The organism is Pseudomonas sp. NFACC08-1, from assembly GCF_900106735.1.
Lineage (GTDB): Bacteria > Pseudomonadota > Gammaproteobacteria > Pseudomonadales > Pseudomonadaceae > Aquipseudomonas > Aquipseudomonas fluorescens_Q.
Window position 1 is genome coordinate 94,924 of record NZ_FNNL01000010.1, and the last position, 17,835, is coordinate 112,758.

Consider the following 17,835-nt stretch of genomic DNA (forward strand, 5'->3'; position numbering starts at 1 on the left):
TGCATACTATTGGAACGCGGTTCCAGTACGAACAATGTTGCTCGAATCCACCTCATTGTCAAAGATAAGTCGAGAAAAATATGAGAGTCGTTAAAGGTGCTGTTGACCGTTGCCTGGAGGCGATTGAACTGCTGGCCCGTGAGGCTCGCTGGATGCGGATGTCCGATATTGCAGCCGAGCTGGGCTTGGAGAAGGGCCCCGCCCATCGAGTGCTTGCTCAGTTAGTCGAGCAAGGGTGGGCGGAGCAGGATGAAGCCACGTCGCAGTACCGCTTGACGCTGAAGCTGGCACTGCTGGGGCAGCGCTATTTACATGGCATCGGCTTGCCTGAATTGGTCCAGCCGATCATCGAGCAAGTGGCTGTTCAATGTCATGAGTTGGTGCGGTTGACGGTGGTCAACGAGGGCACCTTGTCCTGGTTGTCTTCGGCCCAAGGCGCCGCGCCGGGGCTTATGTATTCGCCGGCCATGGATAAACCGATCAATCTCTATGCAACCGCCAATGGCAAAGCCTGGCTGGCAACGATGTCTGATGAGCTGGCCATTGAGCATGCGTTGCGCAGCGGGCTGGGGAAAGCTGATGCCGGGATTGGGCAGGGGCCGAAAGCGATCAACAGCATCGAAGGCTTGTTGGCCGAGCTGGCACTGACCCGAAAGCGCGGGTATGGCTTGGTCATTGAAGAAGCCGAGGCGGGTGTCTGGGCGATTGCGGTACCGGTCAAGCTGGTTCCGTCCGGCACTGTGGTCGGCACGATGAGTATCGCCGGCCCGGTATTGCGCATGCAGCCCGAACGCTATGAAGAATTGCATGCCCTGCTGGAAGAGGCCGCCAACAAGCTGGGTACGGTTTGGCCGCGCCAGAACAACGTGCATTCGGAGAGCGTATGAGCCAACTCGCTCCTCTAGGGGCCGAGTCGGGGGCAGGGCTGGAAGTCGCCGCTGCCGCTTTGGCCCGTGCACGGCTGGAGGGGGTTCGGCTGGCATCCTTGCCTGGCCCGAACCTGCCAAGCAGCCTCGCAGAAGGTTTTGCCATTCAGCAACACGTGGGCCTGTTGGCTGGAAAAACCGTGGGAGGCTGGAAGTGCGCGTTACCGCCGGCTGGCAAGTGGATCGTCGCCCCGATCTACAGCGACAGCATCGTAGAAGGTGAACGTTATCGACTGGCCGCTGACGCCGATAAGGCGCGCATCGAGCCCGAACTGGCGTGCGTCCTGGCCCATGATTTGCCGGCACGTGTCGAGCCTTATACCGCTGAACAGATCGCTGCTGCGATCAGCGACGTGCGCTTGGCATTGGAAGTGATCGACTGCCGTTATACCGATCCACACACACTGCCGTTCGAGCAATTGCTCGCGGATGGTCTATTCAATCATGGCCTGGTACTGGGGGCGCCAATCACGCTGTCGAACACTGCCAGCATGCCCTCTGAACTGGCTATCACCCTGAGCGATGCAACGTCGAAGCTCGTGAGTATCAAGGGCCGCCATCCGGACGGGGATCCGTTGTTGCCGATCGTCTGGCTGGCCAATTTTCTGTCTACACAAGGGATAGGGCTGCAAGCAGGGCAGGTGATTATCACAGGGTCCTATGCAGGTGTTCTCGATGTGCCCGTTAACCAGCCACTGCAGGTTCAGTTCGGCGAAGCAGGCTCATTGTCTGTCAATTTCTCAACGCTGGAGGAGTAACAAATGCGCTTAGTTCGTTTTGGTTTACCGGGGCAGGAACAGCCGGGAATCTTGGATTCGCAAGGGATCGTTCGGGACCTCTCGGGCATTGTCGATGACATCGATGCGTCGGCCCTGAGCCCGTCAGTGCTTGAAAAGCTGCGCGCGGTCGACGTTGAAAAGCTGCCCGTGGTGGCGCCTGGCACGCGTCTTGGTCCGTGCGTGGGCAGCGTACCGAACCTGATTTGCATTGGTCTGAACTACTCCGATCACGCGGCTGAAACGAATACGCCGATCCCGAGCCAACCGGTGGTCTTCAATAAACACACCGCATCCATCAGCGGACCCAATGACCCGGTCATCTTGCCAACGGGCGCTCAAAAGCTGGATTGGGAAGTCGAATTGGCCATTGTCATCGGTACCCCTGCCTGGCAGATCGATGAGTCGCGGGCATTGGATCATATTGCCGGTTATTGCCTGGCCAATGATGTTTCCGAGCGGGCTTATCAGCTTGAGTACGAAGGCCAGTGGACCAAGGGCAAAAGCGGTTTTTCTTTCGCGCCTCTGGGACCTTGGCTGGTCACTCGTGACGAAATTGCCGATCCGCAGGCACTTGACCTCTGGCTCGACGTGAATGGCAAACGTCTCCAGACCGGCAATACCCGCACGATGATCTTCAGCGTTGCCCATATTGTCGCGTACCTCAGTCGCTTCATGCCGCTAATGCCGGGTGACGTCATCATTACCGGTACGCCGCCAGGTGTGGGACTCGGGCAGAAACCACCGGTATTCCTCAAGGCAGGGGACACCATGCGTGTCGGTGGCCAGGGATTGGGTGAACAATTTCAGACCGTGGTTCCTTACGTTGCTGAAATGGGGGCTGCATGGGTCGCGGGCCGCCACCCCAATGTTGACTGACTATCGCTAAAGGAAAAACGCTATGAGCTTTGCAGGAACAGGTGTAGTCGCGATCTGGCATGATCTTTTGCCCGAAGCGCGGGACGAGTTCTATGAGTGGCATAACCGTGAGCACATGCCTGAGCGGGCTGGAATTCCGGGCTTTTTGCGCGGGCGCCGGTACATCGCCTTGGATGCCGGACCGACCTATTTCAACCTCTATGAGGCTGATTCCGTGCAGGTGTTGGGCGGGCAGGATTATTTATCGCGTCTCAACACGCCGACGGCGTGGACCCAGCAGTCGGTGAAATCCTATCGCAATGTCGCGCGATCCATTTGCGAAGTCACTTACTCCAGCGGTGTGGGGCAGGGCGCGTATTTGTTAACGGTCCGTTTCGATGTTGTCGAAGGGCAACATAAATCGGTATCAGATGCACTGCGTCAGCGCGTGCTGCCTCCCCTGGCGGATAAACAGGGTATTACAGGCGTGCACTTGTGTGTGGCTGATGAGGCCGTGAGCAAGGTTGAAACCGCAGAGAAAAAGGCCCGCGCCGAAGGGACCCAGATACCGGCCTGGATCGTCATGATCGAAGGTTGTGCGCCTGACTACGTTCGCGTCGCCGGCGAGTCTTTTGTGGCCGAGCTGCAACGGCTGTTGGAGGGGCAATCGACGGGACCGGAAACCACGCTTTATCAATTGGAATACACACGTTGCAAAACGCCGGGGAGTGCGGGTTGATCGCCGAGCGTTCGAGTACGTTTTAACTTTCAGTCGTTGTTCTCATGCAATTCCTCACGAGCGTGCCAATACAGGCATTGAGTTTAGCTCGCGTCTGCGCACGCTCGGGTTTTGCTTACGGCGATATTAGACAATTATCAAGTTGCTCAATAACGGGCTAGATAAATAACTTCTTCGGTCGCTCGGAAGTTAGCTCTTCGGGCTGTCTGTGCATGCGTTGCCACGAGCTAAAAATCGCAACAAAAAACAATAATAATTCATTGTGAGGAAACATCATGCGCTACCCGGTTACTCTCCGCGGCGTGCCTGCACATCCATCGCTCATCAGTCTGACTCTTGCGTTATGCGCGGGTTCGTCAGCTGTTGTTCAAGCCGATCAAAATAGCGGTTTTGTCGATGGCGCTACGGCCACCCTCAATTTGCGCAACGCTTACATCAACCGCAACTTCACCAACCCGAACAACGCCCAGGACAAGGCCGAGGAATGGACCCAGAGTTTCATCCTCGACGCCAAGTCCGGGTTCACCCAGGGCGTGGTCGGTTTCGGCGTGGACGTGCTCGGCACGTACTCAGTCAAGCTCGACGGCGGCCGTGGCACGGCAGGTACGCAATTGCTGCCGGTGCATGACGACGGTCGCCCCGCCGATGACTTCGGTCGCTTGGGCGTGGCCCTGAAGGCCAAGGTGTCGAAAACCGAGCTGAAAGTGGGCGAGTGGATGCCTGTGCTGCCGATCCTGCGCTCCGACGATGGCCGTTCCCTGCCGCAAACCTTCCGTGGCGGCCAGGTGACCTCCACCGAAATCAGCGGCCTGACGCTGTACGGTGGCCAGTTCCGCGCCAACAGCCCGCGCAACGACGCGAGCATGGAGGACATGTCCATGAACGGCCGCGGCGCGTTCACCTCCGACCGTTTCAACTTCGGTGGCGGTGAATACGCCTTCAACGAAAAACGCACCCAGGTCGGCGTGTGGTACGCGGAACTGTCCGACATCTACCAGCAACAATATTTCAACCTGACCCACAGCCAGCCCATCGGCGACTGGACCCTGGGCGCCAACCTCGGCTACTTCACCGGCAAGGAAAACGGCAGTGCCCTGGCCGGCGACCTGGACAACAAAACCGCGTTCGCCATGCTCTCGGCCAAGTACGGTGGCAACACCTTTTATGTCGGCCTGCAGAAAGTCGGCGGCGATGATGCCTGGATGCGCGTCAACGGCACCAGCGGCGGCACCCTGGCCAACGACAGCTACAACTCCAGCTACGACAACGCCAAGGAAAAATCCTGGCAACTGCGCCACGACTTCAACTTCGCTGCCGTCGGCGTGCCGGGCCTGACCCTGATGAACCGCTACATCAGTGGTGACAATGTGCACACCGCCACCGTTGACGACGGCAAGGAATGGGGTCGCGAAACCGAACTGGCCTACACCGTGCAGAGCGGCGCGCTGAAAAACCTCAACGTGAAATGGCGCAATGCGTCGATTCGCCGGGACTTCAGCACCAATGAGTTTGATGAAAACCGGATTTTCATCAATTACCCTATCTCGCTGCTATAAAACATCTCCGGTTCCACTTGATGAGTAGCGGCGTGCAGGTACGCCGCTATTTTTTCAATAATTTCTGCGCCAGCGCCAAGGCTTCATCTTCAGTGGTTGCGATGAGCATGGGATAACCCCAAAATTTTTCATACATGATTGCGAACGCTTTGCCTGCCAGCCGTTTGGCGAGACTTGATTCGATATGAATCGAGGCTTTGACATAACGCTTGAGTTCGCTTTTGTGGCGCTTCATCCACAGGGTCATTTGTTTCAGTTCCTCTGGCGAGTGTTCCGGTTGCTCCTTGTCCAGACCTTCATTGCTGATCAATACGAAGGGCTCATTGCGAGCAAGCACGGCTTCGAACTCGGCGAGAGACTCTTCTTGGCTATGGCCCAGTGTGGCTTTTTGCATCCAAACGAACGGAAATTGTGTGGCGTCTATACGCATTTCTATAGTCCTTCGACACGTTGCCAAACTTCTGTGATGTCCCGCGGTTTCAGGATACTCTGCAAGCGAGTCGGCTTAATTGCACAGTCTGGCCACAATATTGTTCAAATCAGCCGTTTTGAGGGGATTAGCGTGGGGCGCACACCTGTTATGGCGAACACGGCCAATAGAGACACGGTGACTGTTTGGGACGTCGACAGCATTTCCCGGCCTGTCGTTGCCCTCAGCGCTTCGATGGTGAGCAAGGATTGGGAGCAGGCCAGCCATCAACATCGTAAGGCGCAACTGCTTTATTCCGTGCGCGGCATCCTTAATTGTGAAATAGAAGATGGCGTCTGGATCGTTCCACCCCAATGTGCCGTATGGATACCCGGTGGTTTGTCACATGCGACACGTGGTTCAGGAGAAACAGAATGTTATTGCCTGTTTGTTGAACCTGATGCCGCTCCGGATCTTCCGCGAAGCTGCTGCACGATTGGCGTATCACCGCTGTTGCGCGAGTTGCTGCTGAAGGCGGCGGCGTTCTCGGGAGACGCTGTCAATGTCGCGCGCGAAGACCGCCTGATCGCAACGTTGCTGGACGAATTGTCGGCAGCCCCCGTGGAGGACCTGCATTTGCCGATGCCTCGCGACACGCGTCTGCGCAGGCTCGCTGAAATGCTCTTGGCCGACCCTGCTGTTAAGGTTTCGGTGCGCGAGTGGGCTACTCGCATTGGCATGAGTGAGCGCAGCATGAGTCGGCTTTTGCTGCAGGAAATAGGGATGAGTTTTGGACGTTGGCGTCGGCAATTGCATGTGATTGTGTCACTGCAACGCATGACCAGGGGCGAGAGCGTCCAATCGGTTGCGTTGGAACTCGGTTATGAGGGACCCAGTGGTTTCATCACGATGTTCCGCAAAACCGTAGGCAAACCGCCTGTGCAATATCTCTCCGCACGCTCAGCCAGCGCTCTCATCTCAGGTGAATCATTGCCGGTGCCGTCAATCCTGTTTCCTGACGACCTGTAATGGCTTGTAGGCCATCTATCCGAACCTGACCATCCTCGTGGCGGAAGGAAAACGGCCAATCGCTGACATTGGCTGAACTGGAAAATAATCTGGCCATCCTTCGATATCTGGCAACGGCGGCTTGTTGCTAGATTGCGCGACAACGAATGCAAATCAGTTTCACTTGAGACTGATTTGTCACTTCTGTTTTCCGGCCTGGCGCCGGTTGAGTTGTCGGCCCTTTCTCAAACCCGTCTCTTGACGGTCGGCCGCTGTTTGTTTTTTTCTTGATAAGGAATGGCTGATGTGGAGTTCGTTGACTTACTGCGGTGAGAGGCGTCCTTGCGTGCCTGAGCGTTTGCTGAAAAATCCGGTTACTGCAGCGCTGTTGGTGCTTTTAGGCAGTTCGAATTGTGTAATGGCGCAGGACCCTGTCGAAGCCGATGAGAGCACTCAGTCTCAAGGCGTGATAATTCTCCCATCGGTGACGATAAGCGGGACGAGGACACCTGATACCACCCCGACGGAAGGGACGGGACTTTACACCATCGGTCAAACCACGGCCGCGACTCGCTTGCCGCTGACGTTGCGGGAGACGCCGCAATCCATTTCCGTGGTAACACGTCAGCGCATGGACGATCAAAAGCTGGATACAGTCCAGGGGGTGCTGGAGAACACGACTGGCATCTCGTCTTACCAATCAGATAGCCAACGTACGAGTTTTTATTCCCGAGGCTTTCTGATCGACAACATCCAGTATGACGGCATACCCGCCGTCATCGGCGATGTCATAAACGGCAGCGGAATCAGCGATCTGGAAACGGCATTTTACGACCGTGTCGAAATTGTGCGCGGGGCTAACGGGCTGCTCACCGGCACGGGTAATCCGTCAGCTGCGATCAACTTGGTGCGCAAAAGACCAACGCCAGAGTTCTCGGCCTCCACTTCTATCAGTGCGGGGTCTTGGGACAATTTCCGAGAGATGGGGGATATTTCCGTACCGTTGACAACCGACGGTCGTATCCGAGCACGTATGGTAGGGGTCAATAACGATGGTCACTCCTACATCGATGGTTACCAAACACAAAAGCAAGCTTTCTACGGGATCATTGAGGCAGATCTCACCGAAGACACCACCTTGGATATAGGGTACGACTATCAGAACAGTTCCCCTGAGCGACCGACATGGGGTGGTGTTCCTCTCTGGTTCAGCAACGGCTCAGAGGCAGAATGGTCGCGCTCCAAATCCCTGGCCGCGGACTGGAATCGCTGGGACAGCACCCGGCAGACTGCCTTTGCCGAACTTGAACACCGGTTTGATAACGGTTGGAAAGTTCACAGTATGGTGAACCAGTACCGCACTAAGTATGACTCCCAGTTATTGGGCGGCTTTGGTACACCCGACCAGGAGACTGGATTAGGTATTTTCCCTAATGGCGCTTATCCGGTTGCGTTGGCCGGCAAAGGGAAAAGCCGTCAAAACACCTTTGATGTGATGGCGAGCGGTCCCTTCGATTTTATGGGGCGCCAACATGATCTGGTAGTAGGCGCTATGAGTTCTCGGTATACGTCGAACAAAGACGATATCAGTCCCTTTTTTGTAGGGTTCACGCCCGGCAATATCTACAATTGGAATAATCATTTCCCCAAGCCCGACTTTGATTCAATGGCGTCTGTGCCGACCGATACCGAGGTTAAACAGCGCGGCTTCTATAGCACAGCGAGATTCTCATTGGCCGACCCATTGAAACTGGTTGTCGGAGGTCGGTTCAGTCGGTACGAGATCGACGAGACCGCAGGTGGGACGCCATTCAATTATAAAAAGAGTAACGAGTTCACGCCCTACGCAGGTCTGATATACGAGATTGATAGTACGTATTCCGTCTATATCAGTTATACCGGCATATTTAACCCGCAAACATCGTTCCGAGACAGCAATGGCAATGTCCTCACGCCGACGGAAGGCAAGACGAAAGAGATTGGCGTCAAGGCTGAATACCTGGAGGGGCGATTGAATGCGTCTGTCGCATTGTTCGACACTGAACTGGACAATGCTGCACAACCGGATGGCAGTCTTCTTACGCCAGCCGGTGCGCAGGCTTACAAAGGTGTTGACGGCACCAAATCCCGCGGGATTGAGTTTGACATGCAAGGTGAAGTCGCTCGCGATTGGAACATCTACGCTGGCGTCGCCGCCTTCACTGCCAAGGATGGCAACGACGCCAGGCTGAACGCACAGGTACCGCGCACTACCGCTCAGATGTTCACTACGTACAAATTACCTGGCATGTTGGAAAAGTTGACTTTGGGCGGAGGCGTCAGATGGCAAAGCCGCTTCTTGAGCAGCAGTACGAGCACAAGGGTAGCGGAACAAGACCCCTATGCGCTGACGTCACTGATGGCACGTTATGAGTTGTCAAGGAACATGGACCTATCAATCAATGTCAACAATGTGTTCGATAAAAAATATGCAACCCAGAAAGGCGATTTCGATACTGTCAGTTACGGAGCGCCGCGTAATGCCCTGATGACGTTGAACTATAAACTGTAGTTTGCGCGACTAACCGAATCACTCCATCACCTTAAGCTCCGCGGCCTCGTCAAACTTCGACCGGGCCGCTTCAACCTCGGCCAATTTGTCGAGCGTCCATTTATGCAACTCGCGAAATGGCTGCTGCAATGTTCGACCCAGCGGTGTGATCTCATACTGCACTGCCACGGGCGAGAACGAAATGATCTGGCGCGAGACGAGACCGTTGCGTTCCAGCCGCCGCAGGCACTGGGTAAGTGCCTTCTGGGTGACGCCCTCCAGGCGACGTTTGATGGCGTTAAAGCGATGCGGTCCGTCATCGAGCACCGCCAGAACCATCATTGACCACTTATCCGCGATCTGGTCGAACAACGCCCGACTTGGGCACTCCGACGAAAAACACTGCGGCTTTAATTCCAGCATTGAAGTTTCCTCACGTATACCTAGGCGGCTTTAAGTGCCTAATTGACATCAGGTTTACAAAATACTTTATGGCCTCCGAAAACAAATGGAGTCCATCCGATGTTGACCCTCGATACCAGCATCTTATTCCGTCCTTTTTCCATCCGGTCGCTCGAACTGAAAAACCGCATTGTCATGGCGCCGATGACGCGTCTGTTCTCACCCGAGGGCATCCCGGGGGACGCGAGCACTGCCTATTACTGGCGGCGGGCAGAGGGAGGTGTCGGGCTGATTTTGTCGGAAGGCACCGTGATTGATCGCCCGGCATCGCGTAATGATGCCGGTATTCCTTTTTTTCACGGCGAAGCGGCGCTGGCTGGATGGAAGAACGTGATCGATGCCGTCCACACGGCTGGCGGGCGCATGGCACCGCAGATCTGGCACACCGGCTCCACGCGTTACATCAACGACTGGGAGCCAGATGCACCCGTTGAAAGCCCGTCGGGCCTTGTTTCGCCAGGTGACCTGCGTGGCGTGGCGATGAGTGAAGAAGACATTGCCGACACGGTAGCCGCCTTCGCCAAGGCCGCAGCGGATGCCAAGCGACTGGGCTTCGATACCGTTGAGATCCACGGAGCCCATGGTTATCTGATCGATCAGTTTTTCTGGTCTGGTAGCAATCTGCGCACCGACCGCTACGGCGGGCCGACAATCAAGGAACGCTCGCGTTTTGCCAGTGAGGTCGTCTCTGCCGTTCGTCAGGCTGTTGGCCCGCAATTCCCGATCATCATGCGCGTCAGCCAGTGGAAGCAACAGGACTACGGGGTGCGCGTTGCTGAAACGCCGGCGGTGATGGAGGACTGGTTGTTGCCACTGGTCGAGGCCGGTGTCGACGTCCTGCACTGCTCGCAGCGCCGCTTCTGGGAACCTGAGTTTCCCGAAATTGACGGTGAGAATGGGTTGAACTGCGCGGGCTGGGCGAAGAAAGTCACTGGCGCCACCACCATCAGCGTCGGTTCGGTTGGGCTGGAGAATGATGTCACTAACGCCTTCGCCGGAAAGGGCTCAACCCCCGCGAGTCTGGATCGGCTCATTGAGCGTATGGAGCGCGGAGAGTTCGATCTGATTGCAGTAGGGCGTGTGTTGCTGAGTGACAAGGATTGGGTCGCCAAGGTGGAAAGAGGCGATTACGCGGATTTGAAGGGCTTCAATCCGGCCTCTTTAGCTGAATTGGTTTGAATTGCGGGGTGGCCCGGGCATTTACGCGCAGGCCACACCTTCAATCTAATGAGAATGGATGCACAGCTTGAACTCAGTACCTCTCGATCATGTCGGCCGCCTGCTGGGTGGCCTGGCTGGTGCGGGTGGCCAGCTTGCGGACCTCGTCGGCGACCACTGCGAAACCCCTTCCGGCCTCACCGGCTCTGGCCGCTTCTATCGCCGCGTTCAAGGCCAGTAGATTGGTCTGTTTGGCGATGCTTTGGATGGCGGCGACTATCTGCGTCAGCTTGGCGAGGTTTTCCTGCATCGCTTGATGCTGACGTTCCTGAGTCTGACGCAACTGGCTTTCCTCGCGATGGGCGTGCACGTCTGTGATCGCCCCCACTGTACGCAAGGGCGTGCCGTCGTTGCTTCGCTGGGTCTGACCCCGGCCTCTGAACCAACGGTACTCGTCGTTGCGGTGCCTGAGGCGGTAGGTCACATCGAAGGGTGTTTGGCCGGAGCGGTCGGTGACATGTTCGACAAACGCTTGCACGGCCCGTTGGCTGTCTTCGGGATGCAGGCGGGACAACCAGCTTTCGAACACATTGGGAAACTCTTCGATGGTTTCGTAGCCGAGCAGGCGACGCATCTGTGACGAGAACCAGATGGCGTTATGGGGATTGGCTGGATCGCCTGCGATGATATTGATATCCCAGAGTGCATCCTGAATGCATTCGCGGGAAATCTCGAAGCGGGCTGAGAGCATCGCGAACTCTTCGTCTTGCAAGCGTTGTCTGTGGATGTCACGCACAATACCGACGCTGATCTGTGGCAGCCCCCGTTCGTCACGGAGCGTTTCGCCGACGATCTGGACCCAGCGGTATTCTCCCGAGTGGCTCGCGAGGCGCACCTCCACCTGGTAGGGCGCGTGCCCGCTGCGATCGGCCAGGTGGCGAGCCAGGGCATCCAGGTTGGCCTGGCGGTCGTCAGGGTGAAGGCAATCGTTCCAGGAGCCTAGATAGACGGGGAGGTCCGCCTGAGTGGGCAGGTTGCCGAACCATTGCAGTACTGCATCGCGGGCGGGCTGTAGGCTGCCATTGAACTGCAATTTCCAGAGCAAATCACCCGACCCGCAAGCCGCCAATTGCCAAAGTTGCGCTTGGTCGTGCAATTGCGTTTCGTATTCATCCAACTGAAGCTTGAGGCGTTGCAGTTCAGCATTCAGGTCGATCACGCTGGCCCGGAGCGCCGTGCGATCGGCGAGCAGGCGTTCGATGCCGGCCAGTACCCGTCGCAGTGACGAATCCTTCGCCGCTATCGATACTCCCTCGCCGTCGGGTTGTTCCAGTCGTTCGCCGAGCAGCTTCAATTCCTTGCGGGTGCTATTTCTGAAAAACATCAAATACCTCTAGTTTTACTCACGAGGTTTCGGGGCGGTTCTGGTTCTTGATGCCCCGAGCATTCCGGTCTTCGAATGCTCGGGGACTGTCTGACCTGGACTGGAGTCTGTCGACTCAGGCGGCCTGGTACAGGCGGCGCTCGATTAGCGCGCTGCCACGCAGGCGATGTGTTGCCTTGGCACCGGCCAGCACGGCCAGGTCCAACAGCGGTTCGAGGGTGACGACGGTCATGTAGGCACTGCCGAAGGTCAGAATTGACAGGGCGTTTCCTGCGGTGAAGCCTTGTCCATAGAAGGCCCAGAAGGCAACCCAGGCGACGATGCCGGCCTGGAAGGCGGTCGACAGCCCCAGCGCTTGTCTATAGCTCAGTTCCACATACGGCGTGTTTGGCGCGATGATGCGTTTCGCCAGGGCGGCGACTGCGAACAGCGGTACCAGAAGGGTGGTGACGTTCATGCCGTATTGCGGCAGGTCGAATGGAGCGAAGAACAGACTCTGGATCAGCAGTCCCAGGGCTAGACCCGCTGTCGCAGGTGCGGCGCCGAGCAGCAGAAACAGCGTTGACCCCAGGATGAGATGCACCTCGGAGACGCCGACTGGATGGTGCGGTAGTAGCTCGAAGAAGCTGAATACCAGGGCCGTGGCAGTGATAGTGCGAGCCAGCAGCGAGAAGACCCCACGCTCGCCTATGGCTTGGGCCGCGAGTTTGAGGGTGTAGGCGCCGGCACCCGCGGCAGTGACATAGCTCAGCCAGAGTTTTCCAGCTTCCACCAGGTTAGGTTCGATATGCATGACGATTGCTCCTTGGCCGCTTCGCGACCTCGAAAGTAAAAAACAGGACGACTCCGGCCTCAGCTGATGGCCCGGCTGATCGCTACCGGCTCATGCCGTGGCAAGTGCTCGTGGCCGTTTCCATGGGCCGGTGGGCAACTCGCATTGAGCAGCGTCACCGGTTGTCCATGGGGGGTATTCAAGTAAGCCTGCTGCCATTGCTCGGTGCGCTGGGTGATGTCTTCCATACCCGTTAAACCAAGTGTGGTGACCATTCTTTCCATCGCTGTGATCCATTGCCGGTAGTAAGTGTCGTTGACGCTTTCTCCGGGTTGCGCCGGGCTAGCCTTGATCTCGTCGCTGAATACCTGCACCCAGTCTTTCCAGGGGAATAGACCGATTTGGTGCAGGTGTACCAGCAGGGAAAACGCCTGGACCTGCCAAGGTTTGTCGAACACCGGGCCCTCATCGTCGGAAGACAGGCCGGCTATTGGGGGGATGTGATGCAGGCTGGCGCTCATACGGCCTCCAGATAGTTGTCCCACAGATCAATGCAAACGCTGTCCGGTCGCGCCACTCCCCACAGTTCTGTGGCAGTGAAGCGAACGGCATAGACCTGTTGGGGTTGTTCGCCGAGACCGTGGGCCATCGTGTCTGGGGTTGCAAACGCACCGTGTGCAATTTCGATGGTCCCGACCTTGCCGCGCGCGTAGCGGGGCAGTCGGGTGTGGGTGGTTGGATTGAGGTTCTTCGTCCGCACCCGGTCACCGACCTGGAAGCGGCCGGAGACAGGTTCCTTTGCCCGGGAAGAGGCGCCGCCGAGCACTACGGCCTCGACGATGTCCGGTGTTAAAACCGTGACGGGCTGTGTCGGTGGGGTTGGTTTGGCCGTACCCTGCAGTTCGCCATTGCTGATCACGCCTTTTTCCAGCAGCAGGTTCTCGAAGGCATGCAGCCAATGCTCGTAGTAACTGGACTGCAAGTATTCAGCCGGTTCCATGCGTTCAATGGCGTGTCGGAATTCGTCGACATTGAAGTGTCCGCCGGCGAAGAGCGAGGCGAACAGCGGAAAGACCCTGCGCTCCCAGTCGTGATGGAAGATCGGTTCATTTTCCTCGGTAAGCACTGGGCCGAAACCGTGCATACCGCCTAAGTCGTGTACACCGTTCATGGGTTTTTTCCTTCTCAGGTTCAGGCTACTTGATCCGGATTCTTAGGCAGTCCGGTACCGATCATGGCGTCGCGCGTCACCAGCTCGACCAGTCGTTCCTCACTCCAGCCGTCAGTACCCGCCGGACGTTCCGGCAATACCAGGTAGCGCAACTCGGCACTGCTGTCCCAGACGCGAACTTCCTTGTCATTGGGAATGATCAAGCCGAATTCGGCCAGCACGCTGCGCGGATCGATGACGATCCGTGACCGATAGGGCGCGGATTTGTACCAGACGGGTGGCAGACCCAGGGTCGGCCAGGGGTAGCAGGAGCACAGCGTGCAGACCGTCACGTTGTGTACGGTCGCGGTGTTTTCCACCACCACCATGTCTTCGCCCTGCACGCCGGAAAAACCCAGTTCAGCAATGGCCGCGGTGGCATCTTCCAGCAGCCGCTGCTTGTAATCGGGATCGAACCAGGCCTTGGCGACCACCTGAGCGCCGTTGCGCGGGCCGACCTTGTGTTGGTAAGTGTCCACCAGCGCATCCATGGCGGTTGGGTCGACCAAGCCCTTTTCGATCAACAGGGATTCGAGTGCCTTGACACGCAAGGCGATGGCCTCGGGTGGCTCGGTGTGATCGTGATCGTGATCGTGGTGATGTTCATGGGTATGGCTCATGTATTGGCTCCTCTGAAGTCGATACTCACTTTCAGTGCTACTTGCCGGTGTTCGTTCGCCAATGCGATGCGCAGGTCTACAACGTCCGCCAATCGACAGAAGCCTCGAATGCCGCTGCCGCTTGATAGAGGGTGCCTTCGGCATAATGTCTTCCGACAAGCATCAGCCCCACGGGCAGTCCGTCCACCAGGCCGCAAGGGATCGACAGGGCGGGGTGCCCCGTAATGTCTTGAGCGGCCGTATTGCCAAGCATCTCCAACGCACGCGTGACGGTCTCGGTGATTGAAGAACCCGGTTCCGGGAGCGGCTGAGCGGTGATTGGCACTGTCGGCATGACGATCAGGTCATAGGTGTCCAGTGCCTTGTCGTAGGCCGCTCGGGCAAAGCGCGCAATGTTCTGGGCCTTGGCGTAGTAGCGACCGTTGTAGCGCTCCAGACCGAACTGGCCGACGAACATGCAAAGCTTGAGTGACGGCGACAATGCGTTCGCCTGGTCGCGCCAACCGGCCTGTTTGTCCAGCAGGCCCACGTCGTACAGCCCCTTCCAGTTAAAACCCGCGCCATTGCCGTGCATCATTTGCATGGTCAGGCCTTCACAACCGATAGGGCTCCATAACGACCCCGCCAGGTTGTGTTCGGGAACCGATACCTCCTCGACCCGCGCGCCCAACGCCTCTAGCCGGGCGATAGCGCTGCGTACCTTTTCTGCGATACGTGGATCCTGGTTAGCGAGTTGGAAGCCTTCCTGGAGAACCCCGATCCGAAGTCCGGTCACGCCTCGTTCCAGATAATCGCAATAGGCATCGACCTTGGGGGCGGCTTGGCGAGGGTCGAGCCCGTCGGCGCCGGCCATCACTTCGAGCATGAGCGCGTTATCGCGTACGTTGCTCGTCATGGGGCCGACATGATCGAAAGTGGACTCGATCGCCATGACCCCGGTGTAAGGCACTAGACCCCAGGTAGGTTTCATTCCATAAATGCCGCACCATGCGGCAGGAATGCGGATGGAACCGCCTTGGTCGCCACCGATAGCCAGGTCGACCGCGCCCGTCGCCACAAGCGCCGCGCTGCCCGAAGACGAACCGCCCGTCGTGTAACCATGGCGAAAAGGGTTGTGCACAGGCGCGGGGTCCGAGGTATGGCTACCACCGGAGAGGCAGTAATGTTCGCAGGTGGCTTTGCCGAGGATGGTTGCTCCTGCGTCGAGCAGACGCGTCACCACGGTGGCATCAAACGACGGTACGAAACCCTCCAGTGGCGCGGCACCATTCATCATCGGGACACCGGCCAGAGAGATGTTGTCCTTGAGCGCGACCGTCTTGCCGGCAAGCTTGCCCGAACTGGCGCCCATCACCTCGGTTCTGTAGTACCAGGCGTTCAGCGGATTATCCGTGCTTGAAGGGCGGTAACCAGCACTGCGCTCGTAGCGCACTGGAGGGATGAAATCTGGCAACTCATCGACCAGGTCGTAGGCATCGAAACTGGATTGCATAAGCGCCAGGTATTCGCTGGCTTGCTCGGGTGTCAGCTGTATGTGCAGGCGGCTGGCGAGATCCTGCACGTGTTCGAGAGTCGGGCGGATGATGGCCATGGGGTGTCCTGTGTCCTGTGCCAACCCGTAGGGGCTGGCAATGTCTGTTCAAACGTCATCTCGGGGATGCCCGGGCACGCTGCGCACTCTTGGCGAGCCGTGCTCGGGGCTGGTATCAAGCTATCTCCACAGATTGAGCAGCGCTTGGCTGAGGAGGACAGTCGCTTGGTTGAGCGGGACTCGCTTGCCCCTGTTTTTATAGCCACGCCACGGTAGCCGTCGGCGGCCAGAGCGAGCCCTGGCTGCCGTAGGCTGATGCCGAGCGCATTAGTCTTTGGATTCCGGCGTGGCCTGTTTCTGAGATGCCTTCCCAGGTTTTGGCCAGACAACCCCAACGCTTCTCATGCCTTTGGCGGGGTCCATTTCCGGGTGCGCGAGCACGACGTCCCGATAGGAGGGGCTCCCGATCACCGCCGGTTTGAACTTGATGAGGAAGTCGTTGACCTCTTTGCGCAGATCCGGGGCCAGGCCGTAGTCGTCGTAGCACGCCTCGAGACAATCGAGCACCGCTTGCCAGTGCACCTCGGTCAGGCCCATCCCGCGATGCGCGGTGACCATGTCTCTACCCCGGTATTTGGCGCTTCCACCCCAGTGCTCGGAAAGGAAATCGACAAAATTGATGTGTTCCTTCTGGAACGTCGATTCCGACATATGGGCCCAGATGTGCCCGATGGCGGGGTGTCCCATTGTCTTTCTCAACACGGCGCCTGCGAACTGATAGATCGCGTCATAGCCGCCAAGACGGGTATAGAGGGAGGGTTGTTGTTCCATGGTGGATTGCTGGTCGGTCATTGTCTGGTTACTCCGTTTCGGGTGAGAGGCATCTCATTAGCCAACTGTCGCGCCGTTGGGCACACGCTTGGTTGATAAGGACAACGGGTGGTAGAGACGGGCGGGTCTAAAAAACCCTGACGTAACGCAGGTTCATGCGAAAGTCTTCTTTGGGGCCGTTCTCCACCGCAAGGTCGCGTCCAAGTTGCACTTGGAGTTGGTCCTTGGCGGTGAAAAACTTCCTGGCCGTGATACGGAAGTTGGTGGTTTCCATCCTGTCGTCCTGGTTGACACCATCGATCTGGTTTTCCCCGCCCCAACTGTGGCCGAAGCCGATAGCCAGCGCCGTGGTCTCGTCGGGCATGTAGCGCCCCATTAACTGAGCACCGTAGGAAACGTCCTGCTCCCGGCGGGCGGAGTTGGCGCCGAAGTCGTTGTTGTCTGCGTACCAGATGGCGTCGCCGACGAGGTCGATGGCCCACTTCTGCGTGAAGTGCTTGACGTAAGCGGCCTGGAGATCAACCTTCCAACGGTTCTCGCCAATGTTGAGCGCGTCGTCTTTGTCATAGTCGCCAGTCGGCACGTACAAGTAGGCGGTCGCACCGAGGGTGTCGTTGGCGTCGTTGAGACGGTACTTGAGTGGCGCGGTGAGAATGAGGTCGCCGATGCCGCTGGCGTCGCCTAGACCAGAAGCGTCACCACCGCCCGAGACATGACCGAAGGGCAACAGGAATTGGGGCTCGATGGTCAGCCGCTCGCTCAACTGGTAGACGTGCAGCAGACGCAGAATGCCGATATCGGAAGTCAGGTTGAAATCGGAGCTGGTCTTGTGACCCTGGGCATAGGCACTGTCCGTGGTGGCGTGCTGGTAGTAGACCACGCCGATGGTCGCTCCGACGGGGAGCGGCTCGTAATCGCCAGGATCCACCTCGAGCGCGTGAGAAGAAAGGCTGGGGAGGAGGGCGGCAAGCGACAGGTAGCGGAACTGTTTCATGATCGACGATCCTTTTTTTCGGGCAAAAAGAGCCCCGCAATCGCCAGTCAGGCAATGCGCAGGGCTAAAAG

The 17,835-nt window shown here is 57.7% G+C and carries 17 protein-coding genes and 2 pseudogenes; 8 read left to right on the forward strand and 11 right to left on the reverse strand.

Features of this window, described 5'->3' with window-relative positions; all coding sequences use genetic code 11:
* Positions 1-80: 80 nt before the first annotated feature.
* The 5 genes from BLU76_RS20530 (at position 81) to BLU76_RS20550 (ending at position 4,855) form a co-directional block, all read left to right on the forward strand.
* On the forward strand, positions 81-887 hold the full coding sequence (locus BLU76_RS20530; protein WP_063320977.1) for an IclR family transcriptional regulator: 807 nt from the start codon (positions 81-83) through the stop codon (positions 885-887).
* Positions 884-1,684, forward strand: a complete 801-nt coding sequence (locus BLU76_RS20535; RefSeq protein ID WP_092224110.1) for a fumarylacetoacetate hydrolase family protein — start codon at positions 884-886, stop codon at positions 1,682-1,684. The genes BLU76_RS20530 and BLU76_RS20535 overlap by 4 nt, the downstream gene beginning before the upstream one ends.
* 3 nt (positions 1,685-1,687) lie before the next feature.
* Positions 1,688-2,581: a fumarylacetoacetate hydrolase family protein gene (locus BLU76_RS20540; RefSeq protein ID WP_092224112.1), complete on the forward strand. Its 894-nt coding sequence runs from the start codon at positions 1,688-1,690 to the stop codon at positions 2,579-2,581.
* Positions 2,582-2,603: 22 nt separating this feature from the next.
* Positions 2,604-3,299, forward strand: coding sequence for a DUF4286 family protein (locus BLU76_RS20545; RefSeq protein ID WP_057400013.1), 696 nt, complete (start codon positions 2,604-2,606; stop codon positions 3,297-3,299).
* Between the two features lie 275 nt (positions 3,300-3,574).
* Entirely contained in the window at positions 3,575-4,855 is a 1,281-nt protein-coding gene (locus tag BLU76_RS20550) for an OprD family porin (RefSeq protein ID WP_092224114.1), read from the forward strand.
* 46 nt (positions 4,856-4,901) lie between these two features.
* Here BLU76_RS20550 and BLU76_RS20555 read toward each other — a convergent pair whose 3' ends face one another.
* Complete coding sequence (locus BLU76_RS20555; RefSeq protein WP_092143034.1) at positions 4,902-5,285, reverse strand: hypothetical protein; 384 nt, start codon at positions 5,283-5,285, stop codon at positions 4,902-4,904.
* A 150-nt stretch (positions 5,286-5,435) separates the two neighbouring features.
* Between BLU76_RS20555 and BLU76_RS20560 the strand changes: the two genes are divergently transcribed.
* On the forward strand, positions 5,436-6,293 hold the full coding sequence (locus tag BLU76_RS20560; protein ID WP_092143037.1) for an AraC family transcriptional regulator: 858 nt from the start codon (positions 5,436-5,438) through the stop codon (positions 6,291-6,293).
* A gap of 325 nt (positions 6,294-6,618) precedes the next feature.
* Entirely contained in the window at positions 6,619-8,823 is a 2,205-nt protein-coding gene (locus BLU76_RS20565) for a TonB-dependent siderophore receptor (protein ID WP_256571951.1), read from the forward strand.
* A gap of 18 nt (positions 8,824-8,841) precedes the next feature.
* On the opposite strand, the gene BLU76_RS20570 is transcribed toward BLU76_RS20565, so the two are convergent.
* The gene (locus BLU76_RS20570; protein WP_092224118.1) at positions 8,842-9,225 is read right to left on the reverse strand and encodes a winged helix-turn-helix transcriptional regulator; all 384 of its coding nucleotides are present in this window, start codon (positions 9,223-9,225) and stop codon (positions 8,842-8,844) included.
* 99 nt (positions 9,226-9,324) lie between these two features.
* Here BLU76_RS20570 and BLU76_RS20575 point away from each other — a divergent pair, with 99 nt between their 5' ends.
* A complete protein-coding gene (locus BLU76_RS20575; protein ID WP_092224120.1) occupies positions 9,325-10,443 on the forward strand; it encodes an NADH:flavin oxidoreductase in 1,119 nt (372 codons plus the stop codon).
* Between the two features lie 79 nt (positions 10,444-10,522).
* Here the strand turns inward: BLU76_RS20575 and BLU76_RS32355 are convergent.
* The 9 genes and pseudogenes from BLU76_RS32355 to BLU76_RS20615 form a co-directional block, all read right to left on the reverse strand.
* Positions 10,523-10,810, reverse strand: a pseudogene (locus BLU76_RS32355) (methyl-accepting chemotaxis protein); the annotation flags it as partial.
* A 3-nt stretch (positions 10,811-10,813) separates the two neighbouring features.
* Positions 10,814-11,806 (reverse strand): annotated as a pseudogene (locus tag BLU76_RS20580) (PAS domain-containing protein); the annotation flags it as partial.
* 115 nt (positions 11,807-11,921) lie between these two features.
* Positions 11,922-12,599 (reverse strand): energy-coupling factor ABC transporter permease, encoded by a 678-nt coding sequence (locus BLU76_RS20585; RefSeq protein ID WP_092224124.1) that lies wholly within the window; start codon positions 12,597-12,599, stop codon positions 11,922-11,924.
* Positions 12,600-12,658: 59 nt separating this feature from the next.
* On the reverse strand, positions 12,659-13,099 hold the full coding sequence (locus BLU76_RS20590) for a nitrile hydratase accessory protein (protein WP_092143049.1): 441 nt from the start codon (positions 13,097-13,099) through the stop codon (positions 12,659-12,661).
* Entirely contained in the window at positions 13,096-13,749 is a 654-nt protein-coding gene (nthB, locus tag BLU76_RS20595) for a nitrile hydratase subunit beta (RefSeq protein WP_092143052.1), read from the reverse strand. Before nthB ends, BLU76_RS20590 begins: the two co-directional genes overlap by 4 nt.
* A gap of 20 nt (positions 13,750-13,769) precedes the next feature.
* Positions 13,770-14,408 (reverse strand): nitrile hydratase subunit alpha, encoded by a 639-nt coding sequence (gene nthA, locus BLU76_RS20600; protein ID WP_092143055.1) that lies wholly within the window; start codon positions 14,406-14,408, stop codon positions 13,770-13,772.
* A gap of 76 nt (positions 14,409-14,484) precedes the next feature.
* Positions 14,485-15,999 (reverse strand): amidase, encoded by a 1,515-nt coding sequence (locus tag BLU76_RS20605; protein WP_092224125.1) that lies wholly within the window; start codon positions 15,997-15,999, stop codon positions 14,485-14,487.
* 267 nt (positions 16,000-16,266) lie between these two features.
* Positions 16,267-16,791 carry a group I truncated hemoglobin gene (locus BLU76_RS20610; RefSeq protein ID WP_092224127.1) on the reverse strand — a complete coding sequence of 175 codons (525 nt, stop codon included), beginning with the start codon at positions 16,789-16,791 and terminating at the stop codon, positions 16,267-16,269.
* A 106-nt stretch (positions 16,792-16,897) separates the two neighbouring features.
* Positions 16,898-17,764 (reverse strand): transporter, encoded by an 867-nt coding sequence (locus tag BLU76_RS20615; protein WP_092143065.1) that lies wholly within the window; start codon positions 17,762-17,764, stop codon positions 16,898-16,900.
* Between the last annotated feature and the right edge of the window lie 71 nt (positions 17,765-17,835).